The 22,765-nt window shown below is 35.3% G+C and carries 21 protein-coding genes; 18 read left to right on the top strand and 3 right to left on the bottom strand.

What is annotated here, in order from left to right; translation table 11 throughout:
• Positions 1-151 precede the first annotated feature (151 nt).
• Genes G415_RS0107980 through G415_RS0107995 form a run of 4 tightly spaced genes read left to right on the top strand, consistent with a single transcriptional unit; the run spans position 152 to position 5,169 of the window.
• Positions 152-1,552, top strand: coding sequence for a hypothetical protein (locus G415_RS0107980; RefSeq protein WP_155825480.1), 1,401 nt, complete (start codon positions 152-154; stop codon positions 1,550-1,552).
• Complete coding sequence (locus tag G415_RS0107985) at positions 1,553-2,620, top strand: glycosyltransferase family 4 protein (RefSeq protein ID WP_022671151.1); 1,068 nt, start codon at positions 1,553-1,555, stop codon at positions 2,618-2,620.
• A complete protein-coding gene (locus G415_RS0107990) occupies positions 2,617-3,735 on the top strand; it encodes a glycosyltransferase family 4 protein (RefSeq protein ID WP_022671152.1) in 1,119 nt (372 codons plus the stop codon). The genes G415_RS0107985 and G415_RS0107990 overlap by 4 nt, the downstream gene beginning before the upstream one ends.
• A gap of 3 nt (positions 3,736-3,738) precedes the next feature.
• Entirely contained in the window at positions 3,739-5,169 is a 1,431-nt protein-coding gene (locus G415_RS0107995; RefSeq protein ID WP_022671153.1) for a sugar transferase, read from the top strand.
• Between the two features lie 371 nt (positions 5,170-5,540).
• Here the strand turns inward: G415_RS0107995 and G415_RS0108000 are convergent, their stop codons facing one another.
• The 3 genes from G415_RS0108000 to G415_RS0108010 form a co-directional block, all read right to left on the bottom strand.
• The gene (locus G415_RS0108000; RefSeq protein ID WP_022671154.1) at positions 5,541-6,275 is read right to left on the bottom strand and encodes a CsgG/HfaB family protein; all 735 of its coding nucleotides are present in this window, start codon (positions 6,273-6,275) and stop codon (positions 5,541-5,543) included.
• Between the two features lie 70 nt (positions 6,276-6,345).
• Positions 6,346-6,972, bottom strand: a complete 627-nt coding sequence (locus tag G415_RS0108005; RefSeq protein ID WP_022671155.1) for a nucleotidyl transferase AbiEii/AbiGii toxin family protein — start codon at positions 6,970-6,972, stop codon at positions 6,346-6,348.
• Positions 6,935-7,267, bottom strand: a complete 333-nt coding sequence (locus G415_RS0108010; protein WP_155825482.1) for a hypothetical protein — start codon at positions 7,265-7,267, stop codon at positions 6,935-6,937. The genes G415_RS0108005 and G415_RS0108010 overlap by 38 nt, the downstream gene beginning before the upstream one ends.
• A 58-nt stretch (positions 7,268-7,325) precedes the next feature.
• On the opposite strand from G415_RS0108010, the gene dnaA reads away from it, so the two are divergent.
• From dnaA to G415_RS0108080, 14 genes are read left to right on the top strand one after another with little or no spacing between them, the layout of a single operon-like run.
• The gene (gene dnaA / locus G415_RS0108015; RefSeq protein WP_022671157.1) at positions 7,326-8,579 is read left to right on the top strand and encodes a chromosomal replication initiator protein DnaA; all 1,254 of its coding nucleotides are present in this window, start codon (positions 7,326-7,328) and stop codon (positions 8,577-8,579) included.
• Positions 8,580-8,603: 24 nt separating this feature from the next.
• Complete coding sequence (locus G415_RS11085; protein WP_022671158.1) at positions 8,604-8,747, top strand: hypothetical protein; 144 nt, start codon at positions 8,604-8,606, stop codon at positions 8,745-8,747.
• A 30-nt stretch (positions 8,748-8,777) separates the two neighbouring features.
• Complete coding sequence (dnaN, locus tag G415_RS0108025; RefSeq protein ID WP_022671159.1) at positions 8,778-9,866, top strand: DNA polymerase III subunit beta; 1,089 nt, start codon at positions 8,778-8,780, stop codon at positions 9,864-9,866.
• Positions 9,867-10,856, top strand: a complete 990-nt coding sequence (locus G415_RS0108030) for an AAA family ATPase (RefSeq protein ID WP_022671160.1) — start codon at positions 9,867-9,869, stop codon at positions 10,854-10,856.
• Complete coding sequence (gene gyrB / locus G415_RS0108035; RefSeq protein ID WP_022671161.1) at positions 10,849-13,212, top strand: DNA topoisomerase (ATP-hydrolyzing) subunit B; 2,364 nt, start codon at positions 10,849-10,851, stop codon at positions 13,210-13,212. The genes G415_RS0108030 and gyrB overlap by 8 nt, the downstream gene beginning before the upstream one ends.
• Before the next feature lie 9 nt (positions 13,213-13,221).
• Positions 13,222-15,663, top strand: coding sequence for a DNA gyrase subunit A (gene gyrA / locus G415_RS0108040; protein ID WP_022671162.1), 2,442 nt, complete (start codon positions 13,222-13,224; stop codon positions 15,661-15,663).
• Positions 15,644-16,594, top strand: a complete 951-nt coding sequence (locus tag G415_RS0108045; protein ID WP_022671163.1) for a polyprenyl synthetase family protein — start codon at positions 15,644-15,646, stop codon at positions 16,592-16,594. Before gyrA ends, G415_RS0108045 begins: the two co-directional genes overlap by 20 nt.
• On the top strand, positions 16,591-17,874 hold the full coding sequence (gene hemA, locus G415_RS10265) for a glutamyl-tRNA reductase (RefSeq protein WP_022671164.1): 1,284 nt from the start codon (positions 16,591-16,593) through the stop codon (positions 17,872-17,874). The genes G415_RS0108045 and hemA overlap by 4 nt, the downstream gene beginning before the upstream one ends.
• Positions 17,847-18,743: a hydroxymethylbilane synthase gene (hemC, locus tag G415_RS10270; RefSeq protein ID WP_022671165.1), complete on the top strand. Its 897-nt coding sequence runs from the start codon at positions 17,847-17,849 to the stop codon at positions 18,741-18,743. Before hemA ends, hemC begins: the two co-directional genes overlap by 28 nt.
• Positions 18,724-19,581 carry a uroporphyrinogen-III synthase gene (locus G415_RS0108060; protein ID WP_022671166.1) on the top strand — a complete coding sequence of 286 codons (858 nt, stop codon included), beginning with the start codon at positions 18,724-18,726 and terminating at the stop codon, positions 19,579-19,581. Before hemC ends, G415_RS0108060 begins: the two co-directional genes overlap by 20 nt.
• Before the next feature lie 3 nt (positions 19,582-19,584).
• The gene (locus G415_RS0108065; protein ID WP_022671167.1) at positions 19,585-20,409 is read left to right on the top strand and encodes a transketolase; all 825 of its coding nucleotides are present in this window, start codon (positions 19,585-19,587) and stop codon (positions 20,407-20,409) included.
• Positions 20,399-21,328, top strand: coding sequence for a transketolase family protein (locus tag G415_RS0108070; RefSeq protein ID WP_022671168.1), 930 nt, complete (start codon positions 20,399-20,401; stop codon positions 21,326-21,328). The genes G415_RS0108065 and G415_RS0108070 overlap by 11 nt, the downstream gene beginning before the upstream one ends.
• Positions 21,328-22,104 (top strand): DNA-methyltransferase, encoded by a 777-nt coding sequence (locus G415_RS10275; protein WP_022671169.1) that lies wholly within the window; start codon positions 21,328-21,330, stop codon positions 22,102-22,104. Before G415_RS0108070 ends, G415_RS10275 begins: the two co-directional genes overlap by 1 nt.
• Complete coding sequence (locus G415_RS0108080) at positions 22,095-22,763, top strand: BsaWI family type II restriction enzyme (protein ID WP_022671170.1); 669 nt, start codon at positions 22,095-22,097, stop codon at positions 22,761-22,763. Before G415_RS10275 ends, G415_RS0108080 begins: the two co-directional genes overlap by 10 nt.
• The last annotated feature ends 2 nt before the right edge of the window (positions 22,764-22,765 follow it).

A 22,765-nucleotide genomic window follows, 5' to 3' on the forward strand; every position in this document is an offset into this window, starting at 1 on the left:
GATTGTCAGTTATGATGGTTAAATATCTTATTAGAAGGTGTTTATTTGAGTTTTACTCCTAAGGCTTTTAACAGAATAAAAAGAGGACAATTTGATAGGCTGAAGATGATGTTTCATATAATTACAGGCAAAGGAGAAAGAAAAAAAACTAATGGTAAACTTGCAGAGTAAAGAGAATAATAGCAATATTTTGAATAGTTTATTGTATTTTCTAATATTTACAACATTATTTTTTTCTGTATTCCAAGCATTTAGTTTTGTTGATATACATATAGGTCATGCGTCAAAAGGTGTATCTCCTTATTGGATGTCGATTATTTTAACTTTTACTGCTTTCATTCTCACTTTTAAATCTAATCTTAGAAAAGAACTAAGTTTTATTTTCAAGAATAGTGAGAAAAATTTTAGATATGCTTTGATTTTTTTATCGCTTTTTTGCTTATACTCTGCACTTTCTGCTTTTGTTTTTTCAATTTTCTTTAAAGGTGTGTACATAATGAGCCCTACTAAAGGTATTGATTTACAATATCACGACCCATCTTCGCTAAAATTTTCCCTTAGCAATATTGGGCAGGCTGGCTATATGATACTAAATTTTATATTTCTTTCTATCATTATTGTTATTTCAAGGCGTAATAGCTCTTTTTTTGATTCGTTGACAAAGGTTTTATTTTACACAGGTATTTTTGTTGTTATTTTTGGGCTATTTGAATATATATCCGTTTATTTTTATTCTAATACTACCTATCTATGGTTATACAAAGTTTTTCATAATAACTATACATATTCCTTTTACCCATATAATAGCAAAAGAATTTTCTCTACACTTAGCGAACCATCGTTTTGTGGCGGATTTTTGGCTTCTTATTTAATGTTTTTAATGACCAGGTATCTTTTTAACGCTAAAAAGATATATTTATTTGCTATACCATTTGCTTTTTTTACGCTATTAGCTACGCAATCTACTACTGCTTATTTCTCCTTTTTTGTATCATTGATTTTGTTATTTTTTGTGTTTACCTTTTTTGAAAAAAACTATAAAACTTTTGCTGCTATAATATTTGTTTTACTTTTAGGATTTTCCTTTTTTATTGTTAGCGGTAAAGCAAGAAGTGCTAAAATCAGCAATCAGATTGAACAAACAACCGTGAAAAAAGTTAATTCCGGCAGCTTTAAACACAGACTTTGGGCTGATTATTTCTCTTACACTGTTGTATTACCTAAGACATACTTTTTAGGTGCCGGATTAGGTTCAAATCGTCCTTCATCTTTTTTGGCTTATCTTGCATCTAACTTAGGTATTCCAGGATTATTTTTATTTTTTAGCTTTCTATACTTTCTTGCTATGATGTTTAAAAAGAACTTGACATTATTGCGACATAATCATCAAAAGGCTGGTTTGTTATATGCTGTTTCTTTGTCTTTTATTGTTTATTTATTTGCTATGTTTGCAGCTTTGCCAGATATAAATTGGCCGCCATTTCTATGGATATATATGTCACTTATATTCTCCGGATTTATTAGCTTAAAGAATAATAAGGAGAACATTTAGATGCTGTGTGTTATTAACTCACGTTTTCTAACTCAAAAGATAACAGGTTCTCAAAGGTTTGCAATTGAAATATCTAAACAATTAAAGAAAATGGATCATGATATTCTATTTGTTGCTCCAAAAAATATTTTACACAAAAATATAGCAGAAGAATTAGAAGTTAAAACCATAGGTATCAATAAGGGTCACTTATGGGAGCAGGTAGATTTACCTTTGTACCTGAAAAGAATCGGAAGTCCTTTATTGGTAAATTTAGTAAATACTGCTCCGCTATTTTATAAAAACAAAGTAGTAACGATTCATGATATAAGTTGGAAACATTTTCCCTGTTCCGTTTCTAAAAAGTTTTATTCTTTTTATAACTTTTTGATACCTAAAATAGCAAAAAACTCCCTTCTTATCTTTACTGTAAGTGAGTTTTCTAAAAATGACATCTCCAAGAACTTAAATATCGATAAAGATAAGGTTGAAGTAATTTACAATGCTATTGCCTGCAAGTTTAAAAGAATAGACAGTATAAAAAAGAAAAATATAATTCTGTCTGTTGCTACTCTGCAACCATACAAAAATATGGAAGGATTAATCAAGTCCTTTATTTTACTGAAAAGTAAATATTCAGAATTCAAAAATTACAAACTTGTATTAGTTGGAGGAATTAACCAGAAGGTTTTTCGTAACACAGGCACATTAAACTTAATTGGCAATAAACAGAACATAGTATTCACAGGTTACGTGTCTGACAATGAACTGGTAAAATGGTATAATAAAGCTAAACTTTTTGTATTGGTTTCAAAGTTTGAAGGTTTTGGCATTCCGCCGTTAGAAGCTATGGCTTGCGGAACGCCTGTTATTGTGTCCAATGTTGCAAGTTTGCCAGAAGTATGTGGAGATGCTGCATATTATGTTGATCCTTATAATGTTGAAAATATAGCTAAAGGTATGAAAACTGTTTTAGAAAATGAGTCTTTACAGAAGGAACTAATACAAAAGGGATTTAAAAGAGTCAAAATGTTTAGCTGGGAAAAATCGGCACAGAAAATTATAGGAATTTTGGAGAGATTTTCATGAAATTTGCCCTTATTCACGACTGGCTTGTAACTTTAGCTGGAGCAGAGAAAGTTTTAGAAGCCATTTACGATATCTATCCATCGGCCATATATACTCTTGTGAAAGATGATTTAGCTTTAAAGGAAACGGCACTTGAAAAAGCTAAAATTAGAGCATCATTTATTCAGAAGTTCCCAAAATCAAAAACCAAGTATAGAAATTACCTACCTTTTTTCCCTTTAGCTATAGAGCAGTTCGATTTATCAGAGTACGATGTGATAATCTCATCTTCTCATGCTGTAGCAAAAGGTGTTTTAACCAACTCTAATCAACTTCATATCTGTTATTGTCATACTCCCATTAGATACGCTTGGGACTTGTATCATAAGTATTTAAACGAGTCGGGTTTGTCAAAAGGAGTAAAAGGCTTTATAGCGAAACTTATCTTACACTATATAAGAATCTGGGACTTTACAACGTCCAATAGAGTAGATTATTTTGTGGCGAACTCAAATTATGTAGCAAAAAGGATAAAGAAAATCTACGGTAAGGAATCGGTTGTAATCTACCCGCCGGTTGATGTTGATAAATTTGAATTGCATACAAAGAAGGAGAATTTTTATCTAACAGCATCAAGGATGGTTCCATATAAAAAGATTGACTTGATAGTTGAAGCGTTTTCTAAAATTCCAGAAAGAAAACTTGTAGTTATTGGTGATGGCCCTGATTTAGAAAAGATTAAGAAAAAGGCAGGTAAAAATATTGAAATTTTGGGATATCAACCATTTGAAATCTTAAAGGATTATATGCAAAGGGCAAAAGCGTTTGTTTTTGCCGCAGAAGAAGATTTTGGTATAGTTCCGGTTGAAGCTCAAGCCTGCGGAACACCTGTAATTGCTTATGGTAAGGGTGGAGCAACAGAAACTGTAATAGATGGTAAAACCGGGTTATTTTTTAAAGAACAGACAGTTGAAAGTTTAGTAGAGGCTATTAAAAAGTTTGAAAAAATTGAAGAAAAGTTTGATTGTGTTAAGATAAGAAAAAATGCAGAAAGGTTTTGTAAAAGTAGATTCCAACAGGAGTTTAAAGAGTTTGTTGATAAAAAAGTAAGAGAGTTTTTTAAACGGCAGGGTTGAGATATGCCAAGAGTCAAAGAAGACTTAGTAAAGATTCTTTTGTTGCTGTTTGATTTTGCCATAAGCAGTGCTATACTAATGCTTTCTATTTTTATAAAGGGCGAACTCGGAAAATACGGCTTATTATCGATAAAACCCAACGAAGGTGACTATTTTCTAAAAATTTGGTGGGTTTCTGTAGTATTGGTTGCTATATTTTTTATAAAAGGACTTTACTCTAAAAGGTTGCCATTCTGGAGTGAATCAAAAGAGATTTTCTCTTCTGTTTTCTTTACTGTTTTGGTATCACTTTCGCTCATATATATGCAAAAGATGTGGAATTTTCCACGATCTATTTTTATTATTTACTTCTCTTTAGCAGTGATTGTTGTCCCTATTGTTAGACATTGGTTTAAACTATTTTTGCTTAAGATTGGTCTGTACGGAAGAAGTATGCTTGTTGTAGGAGCTGGAAGTTCTGCCAAAGGTGCCGTTAGTTCTATTTTAAAACAGAAAGAATTTGGAATGACTATAATAGGTTTTTTGGATGATTTCAAAAAGGGAAATATAGAAATAGACAATAAAGAATTTAAAATAATAGGTAAAGTGAGTGATCTGGAAAGTGTTATTGACAAACTCAATGTTGATAGTGTGATGATAGCTATGCCTTCTGTAGGTTCTGAAAAGATAGCTGACTTGGTTTCAAAAGTTCAACTGCTTGTTAGAAGGGTTTATGTTATACCAGAGCTGAAAGGCGTGGCTGTCTCTAATGTTCAGATTTACCCTTTGTTTGATGAGCAAATGTTTGTGCTAAGAGTTAACAATAATTTGATGAATCTCAAAAACAAAATATTGAAAGGGGTTTTTGATTTCACTGTATCCTTGGCTATCTTGCCAGTTTTGGCGATTACTACATTTGTATTTGGTTTCTTAATAAAAATTGATTCTAAAGGACCTGTCTTTTTTATTCAGAACAGAGTGGGCAGAAAAGGTAAGCTATTTAGGTGCATAAAATTTAGAACCATGTTTGTAAATTCAGATGAAATACTGAACAGATATTTGGAAGAAAATCCTAAGGTTAGAGATGAATGGAAAAGGTACAAAAAAATTAAAGGATATGATCCGAGAATAACAAGAGTAGGTAAATTTTTAAGAAAAACTTCATTGGACGAACTTCCACAGATATTTAATGTTTTGCTGGGACAAATGAGCTTGGTTGGCCCAAGGCCTTATCTTCCCAAAGAGTTAGAAGAGATGGGTAAATACAAAGGAATCATTCTTGAGTCTAAACCTGGAATAACAGGATTGTGGCAAGTATCTGGAAGAAATAAATTGTCTTTTGAAAAAAGAGTAGAACTTGACTCTTGGTATGTTCTTAACTGGTCTTTATGGCTCGATATAGTTATTCTTATAAAAACGGTTAAAGCCGTTTTAAAAAAAGAAGGCGCCTATTGAAATATAATGGGAGTAAACAATTCAGCTTTTTAAAGTTTAATTCTCCAATTCAAAATTTTATGCTTTGCCATTAAGCGTGTGCAAATAAAAACAAACAGATAACTAAAGATAATTTTTGTCTGTTCAACAATAAATCCAAAACTTAAACTTGCAACAAAAACTTATAACTTTTAAGATTTTTACTAACTTTATTTTTACAAATCCTAATAATTAATTAACAAAAAAATTACATAAGACAAAAACAAAAAGAAAAAGAAAGAGTATAACATAACTATCAAAAATTAAGAAAAAAGAAAGAAAGAAGAAAGAAATAGAAGCCCCCGCTTACTAAAAGGGGGCTAAATAACCTAAAAATCGCACTCTATGCCAATTCACTTATATCTATAATAATTCTCTGGAACAAGCTTAGAAATAGCTTTAACGGCATTATCAAGCATAACCATTATAGCCTTTTCCATTGGTGTGTTTTTATACATTTTTAAACCAACACCAAGTGGAACACTACCTATTAAACCACCACCAAGACCACCTATCTTGAAACTTGAAGCCTTACCTTCAACCCTTGTTGAGTTTATTATTCTGCCTGTTGCAACATCAACAAGCCTTATAGTCATAGCAATGTATGCATTCTTTGTCTTTGCACCAACACCAAAAAGTCCGCCAAACAGACCACCAACTGCTCCACCCATGCCTTCTGCGTTAGGCTCAAAAGCCGTAATAGCACCGGTTACAAGTATATCGGCCCTCTCAAGATGGCCACCTTTTGGGCCCTGCTTCTTATTGAAATACTTACCTTTAGCCATAGCAAGCTCTTTCTGAACAGCGCTGAAGGTTTCCCCTCTTTCAAGGACTATAAACCTGTTGCTTCTAACTAATGAGTCAACGAGCATATCTTTAATACCCGACCCTATACTGCCGCCACACTTAGCTGCTTTACACTTAAAACTTGCAACAGCGATGCGTGCCTTAGGCCCATTGTAGCTTGCAATCTCGTTCAGATTCTGATTTGTCGTCGAGACCTGAGTAGAAGTTGTGGCACAGCTGTAGACAAAGAGAATTAAACTAAAACTTAACAATACCAATAATACTTTAAACTTAGCTTTCATAAAACAACCTCCCCCCAAAACTTAATTTATAATAATTTATCAAATAATATATTCCAAAGTCAAATAGTTATTACAACTCTTTAAGTTTTTGCTCAAAAAAGTCTCTGATATCTTTTAATGAGAGCTCTTTTTTGGGTTCAAGATGTAATATATCTTCATCTTCTATATCATCAACATACAAAAGAGCTGTTGCAAATAGTTTAAAACTTATACCTTCAAGTACTTCTTTAGAAAGCTCATAGACCTTTTTCAAACCCAATTCACTAACCAAAAAATACATATCATAATAATCTCTAAATCTTGCCCTTAAAAAGAGAGTATGAGTTTTCATAATAGCTATCTGCTCAACTGTTGCAACATTAAACGAATCAACTCTATGCGGTTTTAAAAATTCCCATTTTGCATCAAAAAATGTTGTTTTAACACCATCAAGTAGAAGGTCTATCTGCTCATCTGACAAATTCAATACTTCAAACTTTCTAAAATAATCAGATAAACCCAAAATCTTCAATTTACTGAACAATCCACTTTTAAATGTAAAAAAATCTAAATCTTCACTCTTTCTATGGCATAAATGAAAGGCAAGCCCACTTCCACTAACAAGTAAATAGTCTCTTAAAATTCCAACATCTATAAGCTTTAACAAAACCTGTTTAGTTCTATCTGTTAAACACTCTAATCCCTTTAAATCTCTCACTCTTCAAACCCTTAAAATAATCAGATTCAACATCCATATTAAAAAACACGCGGGCAATCATAAGGTTGACTTTTATAAATCTTCTATCAGTTTTCATACTTTTCTCCCAAACAGCTTTAACTCTATCTACACCAAAAATCTCAATAATCTCCTTTATATCATCAAAATCGGCATATTTTAATACATACTCGATAAGCAAATTATCACTAAGGTTCTCATAAGTGATATCTTTACTGTAACTATAAAACAATCCTTTTCTCTTTAGCTTTTCAAACAACGCTCTCTTATCACCCATTGTTAAAATAATATCATCTAATTGATAAAAAATCACGAATTTAATATAATGAGCTGCTATGTGGGAGAAGGTAATAGAGAATTTAAAAAGCAAAGTAGAAACAGAAGATATTGAAAAGATATCGCTCATTGAACCAGTTAGTGTTTCACCAGTAAAAATCACACTTGCAATACCAGAAGAGAGCTTTAAAGACCTAATAAAAGTCAAATACAAAGAGCAGTTTAAAGAGAGCTTAAAAGAGACATTTGGGAAATTACCCAAGGTAGAACTTTTACTTAAAAGTCAGTTTAAAGACAATCTAAATCCAAAGTATGGTTTTGAGAATTTTGTTGTTGGGCCGAGTAATCAATTGGCTTATGCTGCAAGCGTAGCTGTCAGTGAAAACCCTGCCAAGGCTTACAATCCGTTATTTATCTATGGCGGCGTTGGTTTAGGTAAAACCCACCTGCTGCACGCAATAGGAAACAACATTAAAAAGAACAACCCATCAGCCAAAGTGCTTTACATATCAAGCGAAGAGTTCACAAACGAGCTTGTAAACTCAATCCAGTATAAAAAGATGAGTCAGTTCAGGGATAAATACAGAAACTTAGATTGTCTGCTTATTGATGACATCCAATTCATCTCAAAAAAAGAGAGAACTGAAGAAGAGTTCTTTCACACATTCAACTCGCTCTATGAAAACCAGAAACAGATTGTTATAACGAGCGATAAACCGCCAAACGACATTCCAGATATTGAAAATAGATTAAAATCCCGCTTCAGCTGGGGCCTAATCGTCGATATTCAACCGCCAGAGCTCGAGACACGCATAGCAATAATTCAAAAAAAGGCCGAGTTGTTTAATCTGAAACTACCGCCAGAAATTGTCGAGTTTATAGCACAAAATATAAGTTCAAATGTTAGAGAGATTGAAGGTGCTCTAATCAAAATCTCAGCATACAAATCAATTATGAGAAGGCCAATAACATTAAATCTCGTTAAAATGACGCTTCAAGACATAGTAATGCGAAAAGAGAAGATGCTATCAGCAGAAAATATCCAAAGAACAGTCGCAAAACACTTTAATATATCTGTCGAAGAGCTATTGTCATCAACAAGAAAGAAAGAGATTCTCTTGCCGCGTGAAGTGGCAATGTATCTAACACGAAAGATAACAAAAAATTCACTTCCTGAAATCAAAGCAAAATTTGGCGTTAAGAGTCATGCAACAATCATAAACGCCTGCAAAAAAATAGAAAAAGAGATTCAAAACAATCCACTTCTAAAAGAAAAAATAGATGAGATAGAAAAAGAGATAACAAATGTTTAAAAACCTTTCAAAAAATCTTCAACCATGTCAATAAGTAAAGAAAGAGACAGAAGAAAAAAAGATAGAAGAATAAATATTGACACAGATAAAAAGAAAGAACTTTTCAAAAGAACAACAAAAGCGGGTGATTTTGACAGAATGACAAGGGTTATTATTACAACTATCTAAAAATAAAAAAAGAGAAGGAGGGAAAGAAAAATGTTAATAAACACAGCCCAGTTGAAGGAGATAACAAACAACGCCACATTATCAACAGCAAAAGAGAAAGACAGCATCCTATACAACACACTAATCAAGATAGAAAACAAGAAACTAACAGCCATCTCAATGAACAACATAACAACACTAACACAAACAGCAGAAACAGACACAGAAGAAAACATAAGTTTTGTAATAGATACACAAAAGCTATCAGGTATCCTAAAAGAGATAAACACAGAGAACATAGAACTAAACATAAACGAGAGAACACTAACAATAAAAGCAGAAAACTTCAAAACCACAATAAAGATTCAAGATGGCCAGATGTTTCCACAACTCCCAAAGAAAGAGTACAAACCAATAACAAAAATAGAAGCAGAAGTACTAAAAAAGCTGATAAAGGAGACAATATACTGCCCAGATAAAAACGACATATCAAGAGAATATACAGGCATCTATATAGAGTTCGAACAAGAAAAAATCAAAGCAACAGCGACAGACCACTATAGGCTTATAAACATATCAGCTTCAAAAAGCTCAAATACAGAAGAGAGCCTAATCATAGAAAATGCAGGTGCAACGCTCATAAACCGAATCCCACTCAACGGCGAGATAGAGATACTAAAATCAGAAGACGAGATAATGATAAAATCAGAAAACTTAAACATAACATCGAAATTGATAAACAGCGCATTTCCTGATTACAATCAGATTCTTTTAAATAAAGAGACATCAAATACAGTAGAGTTAAACAGAAGCGAGTTTAAAGACGCTATAAGGAGAAGCTCTATTTTAAGCTCAAACAGAGAGATAACCATAGAAGTAAATTTAAATGAGAAAAAAGCCACTATAAAAGCACAGAACCAGGAAGGCGAAACAGCAGAAGATATAATTGAAATAAACCCAAAACAGGCAGAGTCTAATCTGATAATAAAGTTAGACTCAAAATTTATACTGGATTTTCTAAACCAGACAAACTCAGAAACGGTTGATATGATTTACAAAACCGGCGAAGATCCAATAATGTTTAAAGCAGAAGAAGACATTTACTCATACAAATACATAATGACGCCAATAATCGAGTAAATGATAACAAGAATAATAGTGAACAACTTTAAAAACTTCGACTTACTAAAGGCGGATTTTGAAAGAATAAACATTATAAAAGGAAGAAACGGCGCAGGTAAAACCAACCTTTTAGAAGCCGTGTTTATATCTCTAAATGGCCATCCATTCATAAGAAGTTTTAAACCAATTCAAAAGGATTTAAAAAAACCGGCAATAATAACGGCTGTTATAGATAATAACACCGTGCTTGTAAGGTTTGATGAAAAAGGTAAAAGTTTAAAACTAAACTCGAAGCAGACAACGGTTGTCAACCTAAAAAAGATGTTTCCCTGCATAGACTATTCAATAAACTCGTTTATCTCTCTAAAAAGTAAGGATTATCTGTTCTCCTTAATAGATCGTGGGATTTATGCAAAAAACAACAAGATAATAGATAAGTTAGTCAAATATTCAAAACTGCAAAGAATAAAGAGAAATATACTCAAAGAAAACAGCGACGATAAAGCACTAAATATCTTAAATGAAGAGATCCACACATTAACGGCAGAGATATCAGGCTTAAGAGAAGAGCTTGTAAAAGAAATAGAAAAAAGCGTTTATAACTGTTATAATGAGTTTTACAATCAAGAGCTTAAAATAGAATACGAGATTGTTAATTTGGGTAAAAATATCTTTGAAAAAGAGAAACAGAAAAGAAGAATACTCTTCTCTTTAAAGAAGGATAACTTTAACATTTATCTAAACGGCAGAAAAATTCAGTTTTCTTCTGTTGGAGAGAGAAAAATAGCCCTTTTATGTATTGTTTTGAGTATAGTAAAAGTGTATAATGAATTGAATAATATGCCTGTTTTTCTTATTGATGATTTAGAAGGAGACTTAGATAGAGAAAGGCAAAAAAAGGCTTTTGAAACCATAACAGAACTGCCAAATCAGATACTTTTAACAACCTTAGAAGCTTTTGAAGGATACAACACTATCGATTTAGGAGGCTTAAAGCAAAGTGGATAAATACACAGCAGAAGATATAAAAGTTTTAAAGGGTTTAGAAGCTGTAAGAAAAAGGCCTGCCATGTATATAGGCGGCACATCAACAGAAGGCTTGCATCACCTTGTTTATGAAGTTGTTGATAACTCTATTGATGAAGCTATGGCAGGCTATTGTGATACGATTAATGTTTATATAAACGAAGATAACTCAATAACTGTTGAAGATAACGGGCGTGGTATTCCAACGGATATTCACCCAGAAGAGAAAATCCCAGCCGTTACGCTTGTTTTGACGACCCTTCATGCAGGTGGGAAGTTCGATAATAAGAATTATAAGGTCTCAGGCGGTCTTCACGGTGTCGGTGTGAGCGTTGTAAATGCGCTTTCTGAGAGTTTAACAGTTGAAGTAAAGAGAAACGGCAAAATCTATAGACAGAGTTTTGAAAAAGGCATTCCAAAAACAGAGCTTGAAGTTATAGGTGAAACGGATAAAACAGGCACGACAATAACATTCCTGCCCGATAAAGAGATATTTGAGACTGTTGAGTTTAATTATGAGATTCTCTCAAAGAGATTAAGGGAGCTTGCATTCTTAAATAAAGGCATAAAGATAAGCCTAATCGATAGAAGGATAGATAAATCAGAGACATTTCACTATACTCAAGGCATTGTCTCATTTATAGACTTTCTTGCTAAAACAAAAAAGAAGCTATTTGATGAGCCTATTTACTTTAATATAAGCGAAGGTAATATACAGATGGAGCTTGCCTTTGTCTATACAGATACTTACTCATCAACCATATACACATTTGCAAACTCGATAAACACGGTTGAAGGTGGTGTTCATCTGTCGGCTTTTAAGACAGTCCTTACAAAAACGATTAACAGGTATGCAAAAAATAACAACCTTATAAAGGGTAATATTCAGTTCTCGGGTGATGATGTAAGGGAAGGGCTTGTTGCTATCTTGAGTGTAAGATTGCCTAATCCACAGTTTGAAGGCCAAACAAAGACAAAACTTGTTAATACCGAAGTTCAAAATATTATTCAGGCTAAGCTGTATGAGAAGTTAAATGAGTATTTTGATGAGCATCCAGCTATAGCAAAAACGATAATTGATAAGGTTTTAAAGGCTTATAATGCAAGAGAAGCGGCAAGAAAAGCCAAAGAGCTCGTTAGAAGAAAAACGGTTTTTGAAAGTAAAGGCCTGCCGGGTAAGTTGGCCGATTGTCAGGAGAAAGACCCAGAAAAGGCTGAACTTTTCTTGGTTGAAGGTGATTCAGCCGGTGGTAGTGCAAAACAGGCTCGCGATAGGGTATTTCAGGCTATTTTGCCTTTAAAAGGTAAAATACTCAATACAGAGAAAACCAACTTAAAAAAGGTTTTAGAGAGCGAAGAGATAAGAAACATTATCACGGCAATTGGCACAGGAATTAATGAGTCGTTTAATATAGATGATGTTAGATATCATAAGATTATCATTATGACGGATGCCGATGTTGATGGAAGCCACATACAGACGCTTATCTTGACGCTGTTCTTTAGGTATTTCAGAGAGCTCATAGAGAAGGGTTATGTTTATATAGCCCAACCACCACTTTACAGGTGTAAGATTGGCAAGAAAGAGTTTTATGTCAAAGATGAGAAACAGATGAAAGAGTTTTTAGTAAATAAGGGAATAGAAGATTTTATACCGATTGTTGATGGAAGAGAGCTTGAGACAGAAGAGTTTAAAAAGATTTTAAATAAGCTGCTTGTTTATGAGAGTATGGTTGATAAGGTGTCAAAGAAGTATCCATCAGAAGAGATTGTTAGGTGTCTCTCTATTGTTTCGCCGTCTCTTGATGATTTTAATGAGCCTTCTGAAGTTAAAGATAATTTAAATGAATGTTTGGCTGAGAACTCATCTATCAAGATAAAACAGATAGAGAAACAGGGCGATAGTTTTCTGTTTAAGTATGAGATAGACAACGAAGAGAAGGAGATTTTTATAAACAGAGATTTCTTTGAGTCTCACGAGTATGAGCTTTTAACGAAATATGCACCGTCTAAGAATCTGCTTGGCAGACCGCCATTTAAAGCAGAAGTAAAGGGTGAAATTGTCGAGTTTAAAACGATTAAGGATATGCTAAACTTTATTGAAGAGAGAGCCAAAAAGGGACTTGAGATACAAAGATATAAAGGTCTTGGTGAGATGAACCCACAGCAGTTGTGGGAGACAACGATGGATCCAGCAAGAAGAAGACTGCTTCAAGTTTCAATCTCGGATGCAGAAGAAGCAGACAGGGTCTTTAATATGCTTATGGGCAACAATCCACAGTTGAGAAAAGAGTTTATTGAGAAAAACGCCAAATTCGTAAAGCATTTAGATGTGTGAGGTTGGTAAATGAAAGATTTATTTAGTTCGGCGAATATTTTGCCTATTGATATAAAAGATACGATGCAGCAGTCGTATTTGGATTACTCGATGAGTGTTATTGTTGGAAGGGCAATTCCCGATGCAAGGGATGGCTTAAAACCTGTCCACAGGCGCATTCTCTATGCGATGAAGGAGTTAAATCTTGAGCATAATAAACCGTATAAAAAGAGTGCCCGTGTTGTTGGTGATGTCATAGGTAAATACCATCCACACGGCGATATGGCTGTCTATGATGCTTTGGTTAGAATGAGTCAGGATTTCTCCATGCGCTATCCTTTGATTGATGGACAGGGAAACTTCGGCTCAATTGATGGTGATTCACCTGCAGCAATGAGATATACAGAAGTAAGACTCACACGATTAGCCGAAGAGATGCTTAAAGACCTTGATAAAAACAGCGTTGATTTTGTTTTAAATTATGACGACTCATTAGAAGAGCCTTCTGTTTTACCTACATTTATACCAAACCTGTTAATGAACGGCTCAGATGGAATCGCTGTTGGTTTTGCAACTAAGATTCCACCGCACAACTTAAACGAAGTAATAGATGCATGCCTTGCCTATTTGGATAGAGATGGTGAGATAAGCATAGATGAGATACTTGAGTTTATAAAAGGGCCAGACTTTCCAACGGGTGGTATCTGTTTTGATATAAACTCGATTAAAGAAGCATATAGAAAGGGAATTGGTAAGGTTCAAATCAGAGCAAGGGTAAAGGAAGAGAAGATTAAGAATAGACAGGCTTTGGTTGTTTATGAGCTGCCGTATCAGGTAAATAAGGCTCTCTTACTTCAGAGTATTGCTCAGCTTGTTAAAGATAAGAAGATTGAAGGTATAGCGGATTTAAGAGATGAGTCAAATAAGGAAGGTATTAGGGTTGTTATAGAGCTCAAAAAAGATGAACAACCCAAAGTGATTCTCAATAAACTGTTTAAACTAACGAATCTTCAGATAACATTTGGTATAAACATGATGGCTTTGGTTGATAATACACCAAAGCTTTTGAATATAAAGGATGCAATAGGCGTCTTTATAAATCACAGGATAGATGTTGTAAAGAGAAGAACATCGTATCTTTTGGCAAAGGCAAAAGACAGGGCTCACATACTCGAAGGGCTTTTAATAACGCTTGATAATATAGATGAAGTTGTTGCGATTATAAAATCTTCTCAATCCACATCTGAAGCAAAAGAGAGACTAAAAAAGAGATTTACTTTGAGTGATAAACAGGCTCAGGCTATCTTGGATATGAAACTTGCGCGCCTTGTTGCACTCGAGAAGCAGAAGATAATTGATGAGTATAACCAGCTTTTGAAGGATATTGAGTATTACGAGAAGATTTTAAGGGATAAGGAGACTTTGAAGTCTGTTATAAGAGATGAGCTTGTGTATGTTAAAAACACCTATGGAGATGAGAGAAGAACCCAGATTTTAGATAAAATCGTCGATATAGGCGTTGAAGATGTAATCAAAGATGAAGAGCTGATTATCACATTCTCAAAGAAGGGTTACATTAAAGCTGTGCCGCTTGATATTTACTCAACCCAGAACAGAGGCGGCAAAGGCAGAATAGCTGCAACATTCTCAGATAACGACTATCTCGTTGATATATTCCTAACAAACAGCTTAAATACACTGCTCTGCTTTACCAACCTTGGCAGGGTTTATGCGATTAAGGCTTACAATATACCAAAGCAGGCACCATCTTCAAAGGGAAGGCCTGTTGTTAACTTTGTAAAACTGCAGGCTGGTGAGCAGATAAAGACAATCGTGCCGATGAGAGATGTTGATAGCCTGTTTTTTGTTACAGAGTCTGGTGTTGTTAAAAAGTCGGCGTTTAAACACTTTGAGAATATACCGTCAAATGGTAAGATGGCGATTAGGTTGAGCGAGCAGGATTCTCTAATCAGGGTGTTTGGCGTAAAGGAGAGTGATGAGATTATTATTGTAACAAAGAACGGCTTATGTATCAGGTTTGATGCTGAAGAAGTAAGAGATATGGGTAGGTCTGCAGCTGGAGTAAAAGGTATAAGGCTTGTTGGTGATGACATTGTTGTAAGTGCCGATAGCTTGGATTTGGACAGGCATACGAAGGTTATTGTTGTTACAGAGACAGGTATTGGCAAGCTTATAAAAATTGATGACATAAGAAAAATAAGAAGGGGCGGCAAAGGAGTTAAATGCATCAAACTAAAGGATAACGACGCTGTTGTCTCGAGTTTAACCTTAAGTGATGAAGATGATGTGTTAATTATTACCAAAAATGGTAAAATGATAAAGATGGATGCAAGCTCAATCAGTGTTATGGGCAGATATGCTAAGGGTGTTAGATTAATTAACTTAGACGATGATGATAGGGTTGTAAGTATATCGATAGCAAGGGAAGAAGATGGATATAAGGATTCTTAATGCTTTAAAAAGTGATATTAAAAATGTTGATAGGACTTTAGAAGCTCTCATTAAACCAGAGAGCGATTTGACAAAAAAGGTATATAAACAGGTTATAGATGGTGGCAAGCGCTTGCGTCCTTTACTTGTTTTGTATTCTGCCTATTCGCTTGGATTTGGAGATGAGAAAAAAGCGCTTCTGCTTGGCTCTATTATTGAGCTTGTCCACACGGCAAGCCTTTTACACGATGATATAATTGACGAGGCTTTGTATAGACGCGGCAGGCCTTCTGCTAATGCGATTTATGGTGTAAAACCTGCTGTTTTGGGCGGTGATTATCTTTACTCTTTGGCTTATAATCTTGTTTTGGAGTTTGGACAAGAGATATCATCTGTCATATCGAAGGCTGCCTATGTGTTGAGTGAAGGTGAGATTTTAGAGATTGAAAAAGCTTTTAATGTTGATGTAAAAAGGGAAGATTACCTTGATATTATCTATAAAAAGACGGCTGTTCTGATAGAAGCAAGCACAACGGTTGGCTGTCTGCTTGCAGATAAGAGTTTTAAAGATGTGTTTGTTGAGTATGGCAAGAATGTGGGTATGGCGTTTCAAATAAAGGACGACTGTTTGGATTATATGTCAGATAAAGAGTCTGTTGGTAAAGATACAGGCATTGACTTAAAAGAAGGTAAAATGACACTGCCCGTGCTTATTGCTTTGGAAAAAGGCGTATTAAAAAGAGAAGCTGTTAAAGAGTTTTTTGAAAGCAAAGATGAGCAGCTGCTCTCTGAAATAGTGGAGATTGTAAAGAGAAATTCGCTTGATGAGTCAATAGAAATAGCAAAGAACTATGCTTCCAAGGCAAAGGATGCACTTAAAAGCTTAAAGGATTCTAAGTTTAAAGAGTATCTGCTTGCTATAGCCGATTACTCTATTGAAAGGAGCAAATGAAAAGTATCACTTTAATTGGCACAAATCACAACTACTCCCCGCTTGAGATAAGAGAGAAATTAGCCTTTGATAACGATAAGTTGAATGTTGAACTTGAGAGATTAAAGTCATTAGGCCTTGATGAAGTGATGATTCTTTCAACATGCAATAGGGTTGAGATTCTGTATGTCTCTGCTTCTGATAAAAAGGAAGAGATTATCAGATTTTTGTCTGATTATTCCAAGATAGGTATTGATGAGCTAAAAGGTTATCTCTATGTAAAGGAAGATATTGATGCGATAAGACATGTGTTTGAAGTTGCAAGCGGGCTTGATTCGATGATTATAGGCGAGCCGCAGATTTTGGGTCAACTAAAGGAAGCCTATAAATGGTCTGTTGAGTTTTCAACCAGTGGTGCAACATTGAACAGGATTATGCGTAAGGCGTTCCACTGTGCAAAGGTTGTGCGCTCAAAAACGGATATCTCTAAGGGTGCGATAAGCTTTGCCTATGCTGGTTTATTAAAAATAAAGGAGCTTGTCAGTCTAAAAGACAAAAGGGTTGTAAATATTGGAGTTTCAGAGATGAATAGGCTCGCATGTGAGCACTTCTCTGAGCATGGTGCACGAATCGAAGCCTTTGTTAATAGGACTGTCGAAAATGCCAAAGAGCTTGCAGAGAGATATAAGGCAGAGCTGTATTCACTGGATAACCTAAAGGAAGCGCTAAGAAAAGCTGATATTGTCATAACATCGACTGCATCAAAAGAGCCTATAATCAAAGATGAGCATCTGCCAAAGGATAGGGAGATTTTTATTCTCGATTTGGCTGTTCCACCAGACACAGATAAAAGCGTTAAGAAGCTGAATAATGTAAAGCTGTTTCTGATTGATGATTTAAAAGAGATAGTTAAGCAGTCTATTGAGTATAGGAAGAAACAGGCTGAGCTTGCAAGGGATATAATAGAAGAAGAAATTGAAGCCTATAAGGCTTATGTTGAGAGTCTCGATTATGACGAAGTTATAAAACAGATAAGACAAACAGCAGAGAGAATTAGAAAGCTTGAGCTTTACAAGTTTAAAAAGATTTATAAAAATAAGGTTGATGATGAGATCTTAGATGGTGTTGATAAACTGACAAAGGCACTTCTGTCAAAGGTTTTACATCAACCAACGATGAATATAAAGTCGTTTTTGAATCATCCAGAAGGAGACCTTTACATAGAGCTTTTAAGGAGACTGTTTAACCTAAGCAGTTCAAGGAAGGATATACGATGTTTCTTCTCAGAACACTCAGAATAGGCACGCGCTCATCGAAGCTTGCCCTATGGCAGGCTGAGTTTGTTGCAGAAAAGCTAAAAAAACTTGGTTTTAAAACCGAGATAGTGCCGATTAAGACAGAAGGCGATAGGATTAAAAAGCCCTTATATCAGTTTGGCGGCAAGGGTCTGTTTGTTAAAGAGATAGAGAAAATCCTGCTTGATAAAAGGGTTGATATAGCCGTTCATAGTTTGAAGGATATGAGTGTTTTTGAAGATGAGCCGTTTGATTTTGTGGTTTTAGAAAGGGATTATCATCAGGATACATTTGTGAGCTTTAAGGGTAATCTGTTGGAGCTTGAAAAACCCAAGATTGGCACGACTTCCTTAAGAAGAAGGGCTGAGATTTTAAGGATTAAGCCTGATGCTGAGTTTGTTGATTTGCGTGGCAACCTTGACACGCGCTTGAGTAAGCTAAAAGATGGTGAAGTCGATGGTATTGTTGTTTCAAAGAGCGGTTTAATGAGATTAGATTTATACGATGAGACTTGTATGTATGATTTGGAAGTTATAACACCTGCTGCAGGACAGGGTGTTGTTGCGATTGAGTTTCTGCGTGATTTTGAGTTTAAAGAGCAGATTGAATCTTTGGAAGATAAAAAGACAAGGTTGTGCATAGATGCAGAAAGGACATTTGTCAGAGAACTCAATGCAAGCTGCAACTATCCAATTGGTGCTCATGCCTATTTTGAAAATGAAGAGTTCTGCATGCGTGTTATGTATGGCTTTGTTGACGATTTGAAAAAGGTTATAAGATATTTAAGGTGTGATAGAAGTATGCTGTTTGTTTTGGCTGATGTAATGGATTATGTTAAGAAGAAGGTGAAAGAGTATGAGAGTAGGAATAAGTAAGAGTTTGCCTTTAAAATTGACACCGGTTTTTGACTCTGTCTGGTTTGATAATGATTTGGATAGAAAGTATCTGCTTAAGGCATGTAAAATTGACAAAGAAAACTATAGTGCCTTTTTGACGCATGATGTTGATTCGGCCGATATCTCAATCGAGACTAAGCTTAAGCCTTTTTACAAAGCAAAGGTGCTGTTTAGTGCGAATAGGGAAGATTTGATTAGATACACACAGATGTTTGATGAGATATTCGATATACACCCGGTTTATTCTATGAAGTTTGAAGGGATTGAGTTTATGGTGGAGAGCAAGGTTGACTGGGTTGTCTTTACAAGCAAAAGGGCTGTTGAGTTTTTCTTTAAAAGAGTCGGCGTTAGATATCTGTGCGATAAGAGAATGGCAGCAATAGGCGATAAAACGGCTCAGGCTTTAATAGAGAAGGGTTTTAGGTTGGATTATGTGCCGGGTGATTTTTACGGTGAAGCGTTGGTTGAGTTTTTGAAGGATAAGGGCAGATTGCTTATTATTACGGCTGAGAAGTATAACAAGATTTATGATGAGCTCGATAATGTGTTGGTTGTGCCTGCTTATAGGAATGTGATACCCGAAGAGATAGGCTATTTCAAGCCAGAAGGTGAGTTTGATTTTGGTCTGTTTAGTTCTCCATCTGCGTTCTGGCATCTGAAAGAAGCATTCGGCAGCTATGATTTTGCAAAGAAGATAAAAAGGATTATAGCAATAGGTAAAACGACAAAGTCATACATAGAGTCGTGTGGCTTTGAAGCAGAAATACCCGAAAAGGCGGGTATAGATGAGATGTTTAAATACATATTGGGGGAGTGAGCAATGGGAGAGTTTGACAATCTTGAGAGAATTGCACGGGATTTAAGAAAAGATATTCTGATAATGTTGAACAAGGCTGGCAGTGGTCATTCTGGCGGCTCATTAAGTGTGCTTGATATACTCGTTGCACTCTATTTTGGCGGAATAATGAACTATGACCCTGAGAATCCAGAGTGGGAAGACAGAGACAGGCTTGTTTTATCAAAGGGTCATGCCTGTCCTGCTTTGTATGCAGTTTTAGCCAAAGCTGGGTTTTTTGAGAAGGGTTTGTTGTGGACTTTGAGAAAACTCGGCTCGCCACTTCAGGGTCATCCAGACTCAAAAAAGCTAAAGGGTATAGATGCAGCAACTGGCTCACTTGGAAACGGCATAACGCAGGCTGTTGGTATGGCTTTGGCTGGTAAAGTGTTGAAGAAGAGATATAAAGTCTTTTGCGTTATGGGTGATGGTGAGCTGCAGGAAGGTGTTGTTTGGGAAGCATTTATGGCTGCCAATCATTATAAGCTGAATAATTTGATAGTGATTATTGATTATAACGGTTTGCAGATTGATGGTGCTGTCGCAAATGTGATGAACATAAACCCGCTTAAGGATAAACTTGAAGCGTTTGGCTTTAGGACATACGAGATAGGCGGGCATGTGTATAAAAACCTTATTGATACGCTGACGACGGCAAAGAGAAACGCACTCTCGCCAACAGCTATCATAGCAAGGACAGTTAAGGGATATGGCGTATCGTTTATGGCTAATAGGGTTGAGTATCATGGTGTTGCACCGACAGATGAAGAGCTAAAAAAGGCGTTAAAGGAGCTTGACAATGGAGTTTAAAGCGACAAGGGAAGCATACGGAAAGGCATTAGTTGAATTAGGAGAAAAAAATGAGAAAGTTGTTGTTCTTGATGCTGATTTGAGTGGTTCAACGAAATCAAAAGAGTTTCAAAAGGTGTTTGAAAATAGATTCTTTAATATGGGAATAGCCGAAGCAAATATGGCTGGTGTTGCAGCCGGCATGGCTCTTTCGGGTTTAAGACCTTATGCTTCTTCATTTGCCGTTTTTATTACGGGCAGGGCGTTTGAGATTGTAAGACAGTCCATCTGTTATCAAAACCTGCATGTTGTTTTGTGTGGTTCCCATTCGGGTATCAGTGTTGGTGAAGATGGCGGCTCTCATCAATCTGTTTGTGATATAGCACTTATGAGAGCTTTGCCGAATATGAAGGTTGTTGTGCCGGCAGATTATAACGAGACATATTTGGCTGTGCTTGAAAGCATTAATTGGGATGGGCCTGTCTATATCAGAACATCTCGTGCAAAATCGCCTGTTTTTATAAACAAAGAGAAGTTTGAACTTGGCAGGTTTGATGTACTTAAAGAAGGTGATAATTTAACGCTTGTTGCGTGTGGCATGATGGTTCACCTTGCTTTGGAAGTCTCCAAGCTGCTTGAAAAGAACGGCATAAAAGCTGAAGTTATAAACGCATCTTCCATAAAGCCGTTGGATGAAGAGACGCTATTCAATTCGGCTAAAAAGACAAACCTTGTGATAACAATTGAAGAACACTCCATAATAGGTGGTTTGGGTTCTGCTGTTAGTGAGTTTTTGTCTGAAAACCTGCCAACGAGAGTCAAGCGTATAGGTTTAAATGATGTGTTTGGTGAGTCTGGCTCAAAAGATGACCTGTTCTGCAAATATGGGTTTACAAAGGAGAAGTTAACAGAAGAGATAAAGAAAACCTTGAAGGTGTAATGCAGGTTTGGTCTGTTTTAGAAGGTTTAAAGATTATAAATGCTGATTTTTTAAATGTTGATATAGAGCCTGCAACTGTTGACCTTATAATAACTTCACCGCCTTATAATGTTGGAATTGAGTATAACACTCATGATGATGAAACATCTTACGATGAGTATTTAAGATGGACTGAAAAATGGTTGTCAAAGGCTTTTGATGTTTTAAAAGAAGATGGGCGGTTGTGTCTAAATATTCCGCTTGATAAAAACAAGAATGGTCAGCAGAGTGTTTATGCCGATATAACGACTATAGCTAAAAGTGTGGGTTTTAAATATCACTCAACAATAATATGGAACGAAGGGAATATATCGAGAAGAACAGCATGGGGAAGCTGGCTTTCTGCGTCTGCTCCTTATGTGATAGCTCCTGTGGAAGTTATATTGATTATGTATAAAAGGTTTTGGAAGAAGTTAAATAAAGGCGATTCCGATATAACAAAGGATGAGTTTTTGGAGTGGACAAACGGTCTGTGGACATTTTCTGGCGAGAGTAAAAAAAGAGTGGGTCATCCTGCTCCATTTCCTGTTGAGTTGCCAAAAAGGTGTATAAAGCTGTTTAGTTATGTGGGAGATTTGGTTTTAGACCCATTTTTGGGTAGTGGCTCTACGCTTATTGCTGCATATAAGTTAAACAGAAAGGCAATAGGTGTGGAGATAGATGAAGGCTATTTTAAGTTGGCAATTGATAGGGTATCAAAAGAGTGCTCTCTTTATAGGAAGATGTTATGGAAATAGATGGTATATCCGAGATTTTAGAAAGTGAAAAGAAGAGTTATTTAAACAAAAAGATTGATGAGTATATTAAAAAGGGTTTTTCAAGTGAAGAGTCCGTTAATAGAGCAAACCAATCATGGAGAACATATATCGGTTTTAGAGTTCAGAAGATTATATTTGAGCTGTTAAAGAGAGAGATTGATGATTCATTTGTTGGTATAATATCCGATAAAGAGCTGCTTAAAAGTCATTTAGAAGAAGAGTATCAAAAGGTTAAAAGAAAGCTTGCTATAGATTATGGGCAGTATCTGTTTTTGCCAGATGCTGATATAATTCTTTACAAAAGATGCAAAAAAGTTAATGATATTGAGATTATAGCCGTTGTGTCGGTTAAAAATTCCTTTAGAGAAAGGGGCTTTGAAACTGCCTATTGGAAATTAAAACTAACACAATCTTCTATCACATCAAGGATTGTTATGTTTTTAGCAACACCTGATAAAGATGGTGAAATATCTTACAGGGTGCACAAAAGGAACCCGAGAAAGATGAGAATAATTTTGGAGCATGAGCTTGACGGTATATATTTCTTAAAGAGCGATTTTGAAAAGACAGAGAAGGCGAAGCATTTTAGCGAGATGATTAGAGATTTAAAAAGGCTAATAAAAACAGTTGATTGTTGATT

Source organism: Hippea alviniae EP5-r (genome assembly GCF_000420385.1).
Lineage (GTDB): Bacteria > Campylobacterota_A > Desulfurellia > Desulfurellales > Hippeaceae > Hippea > Hippea alviniae.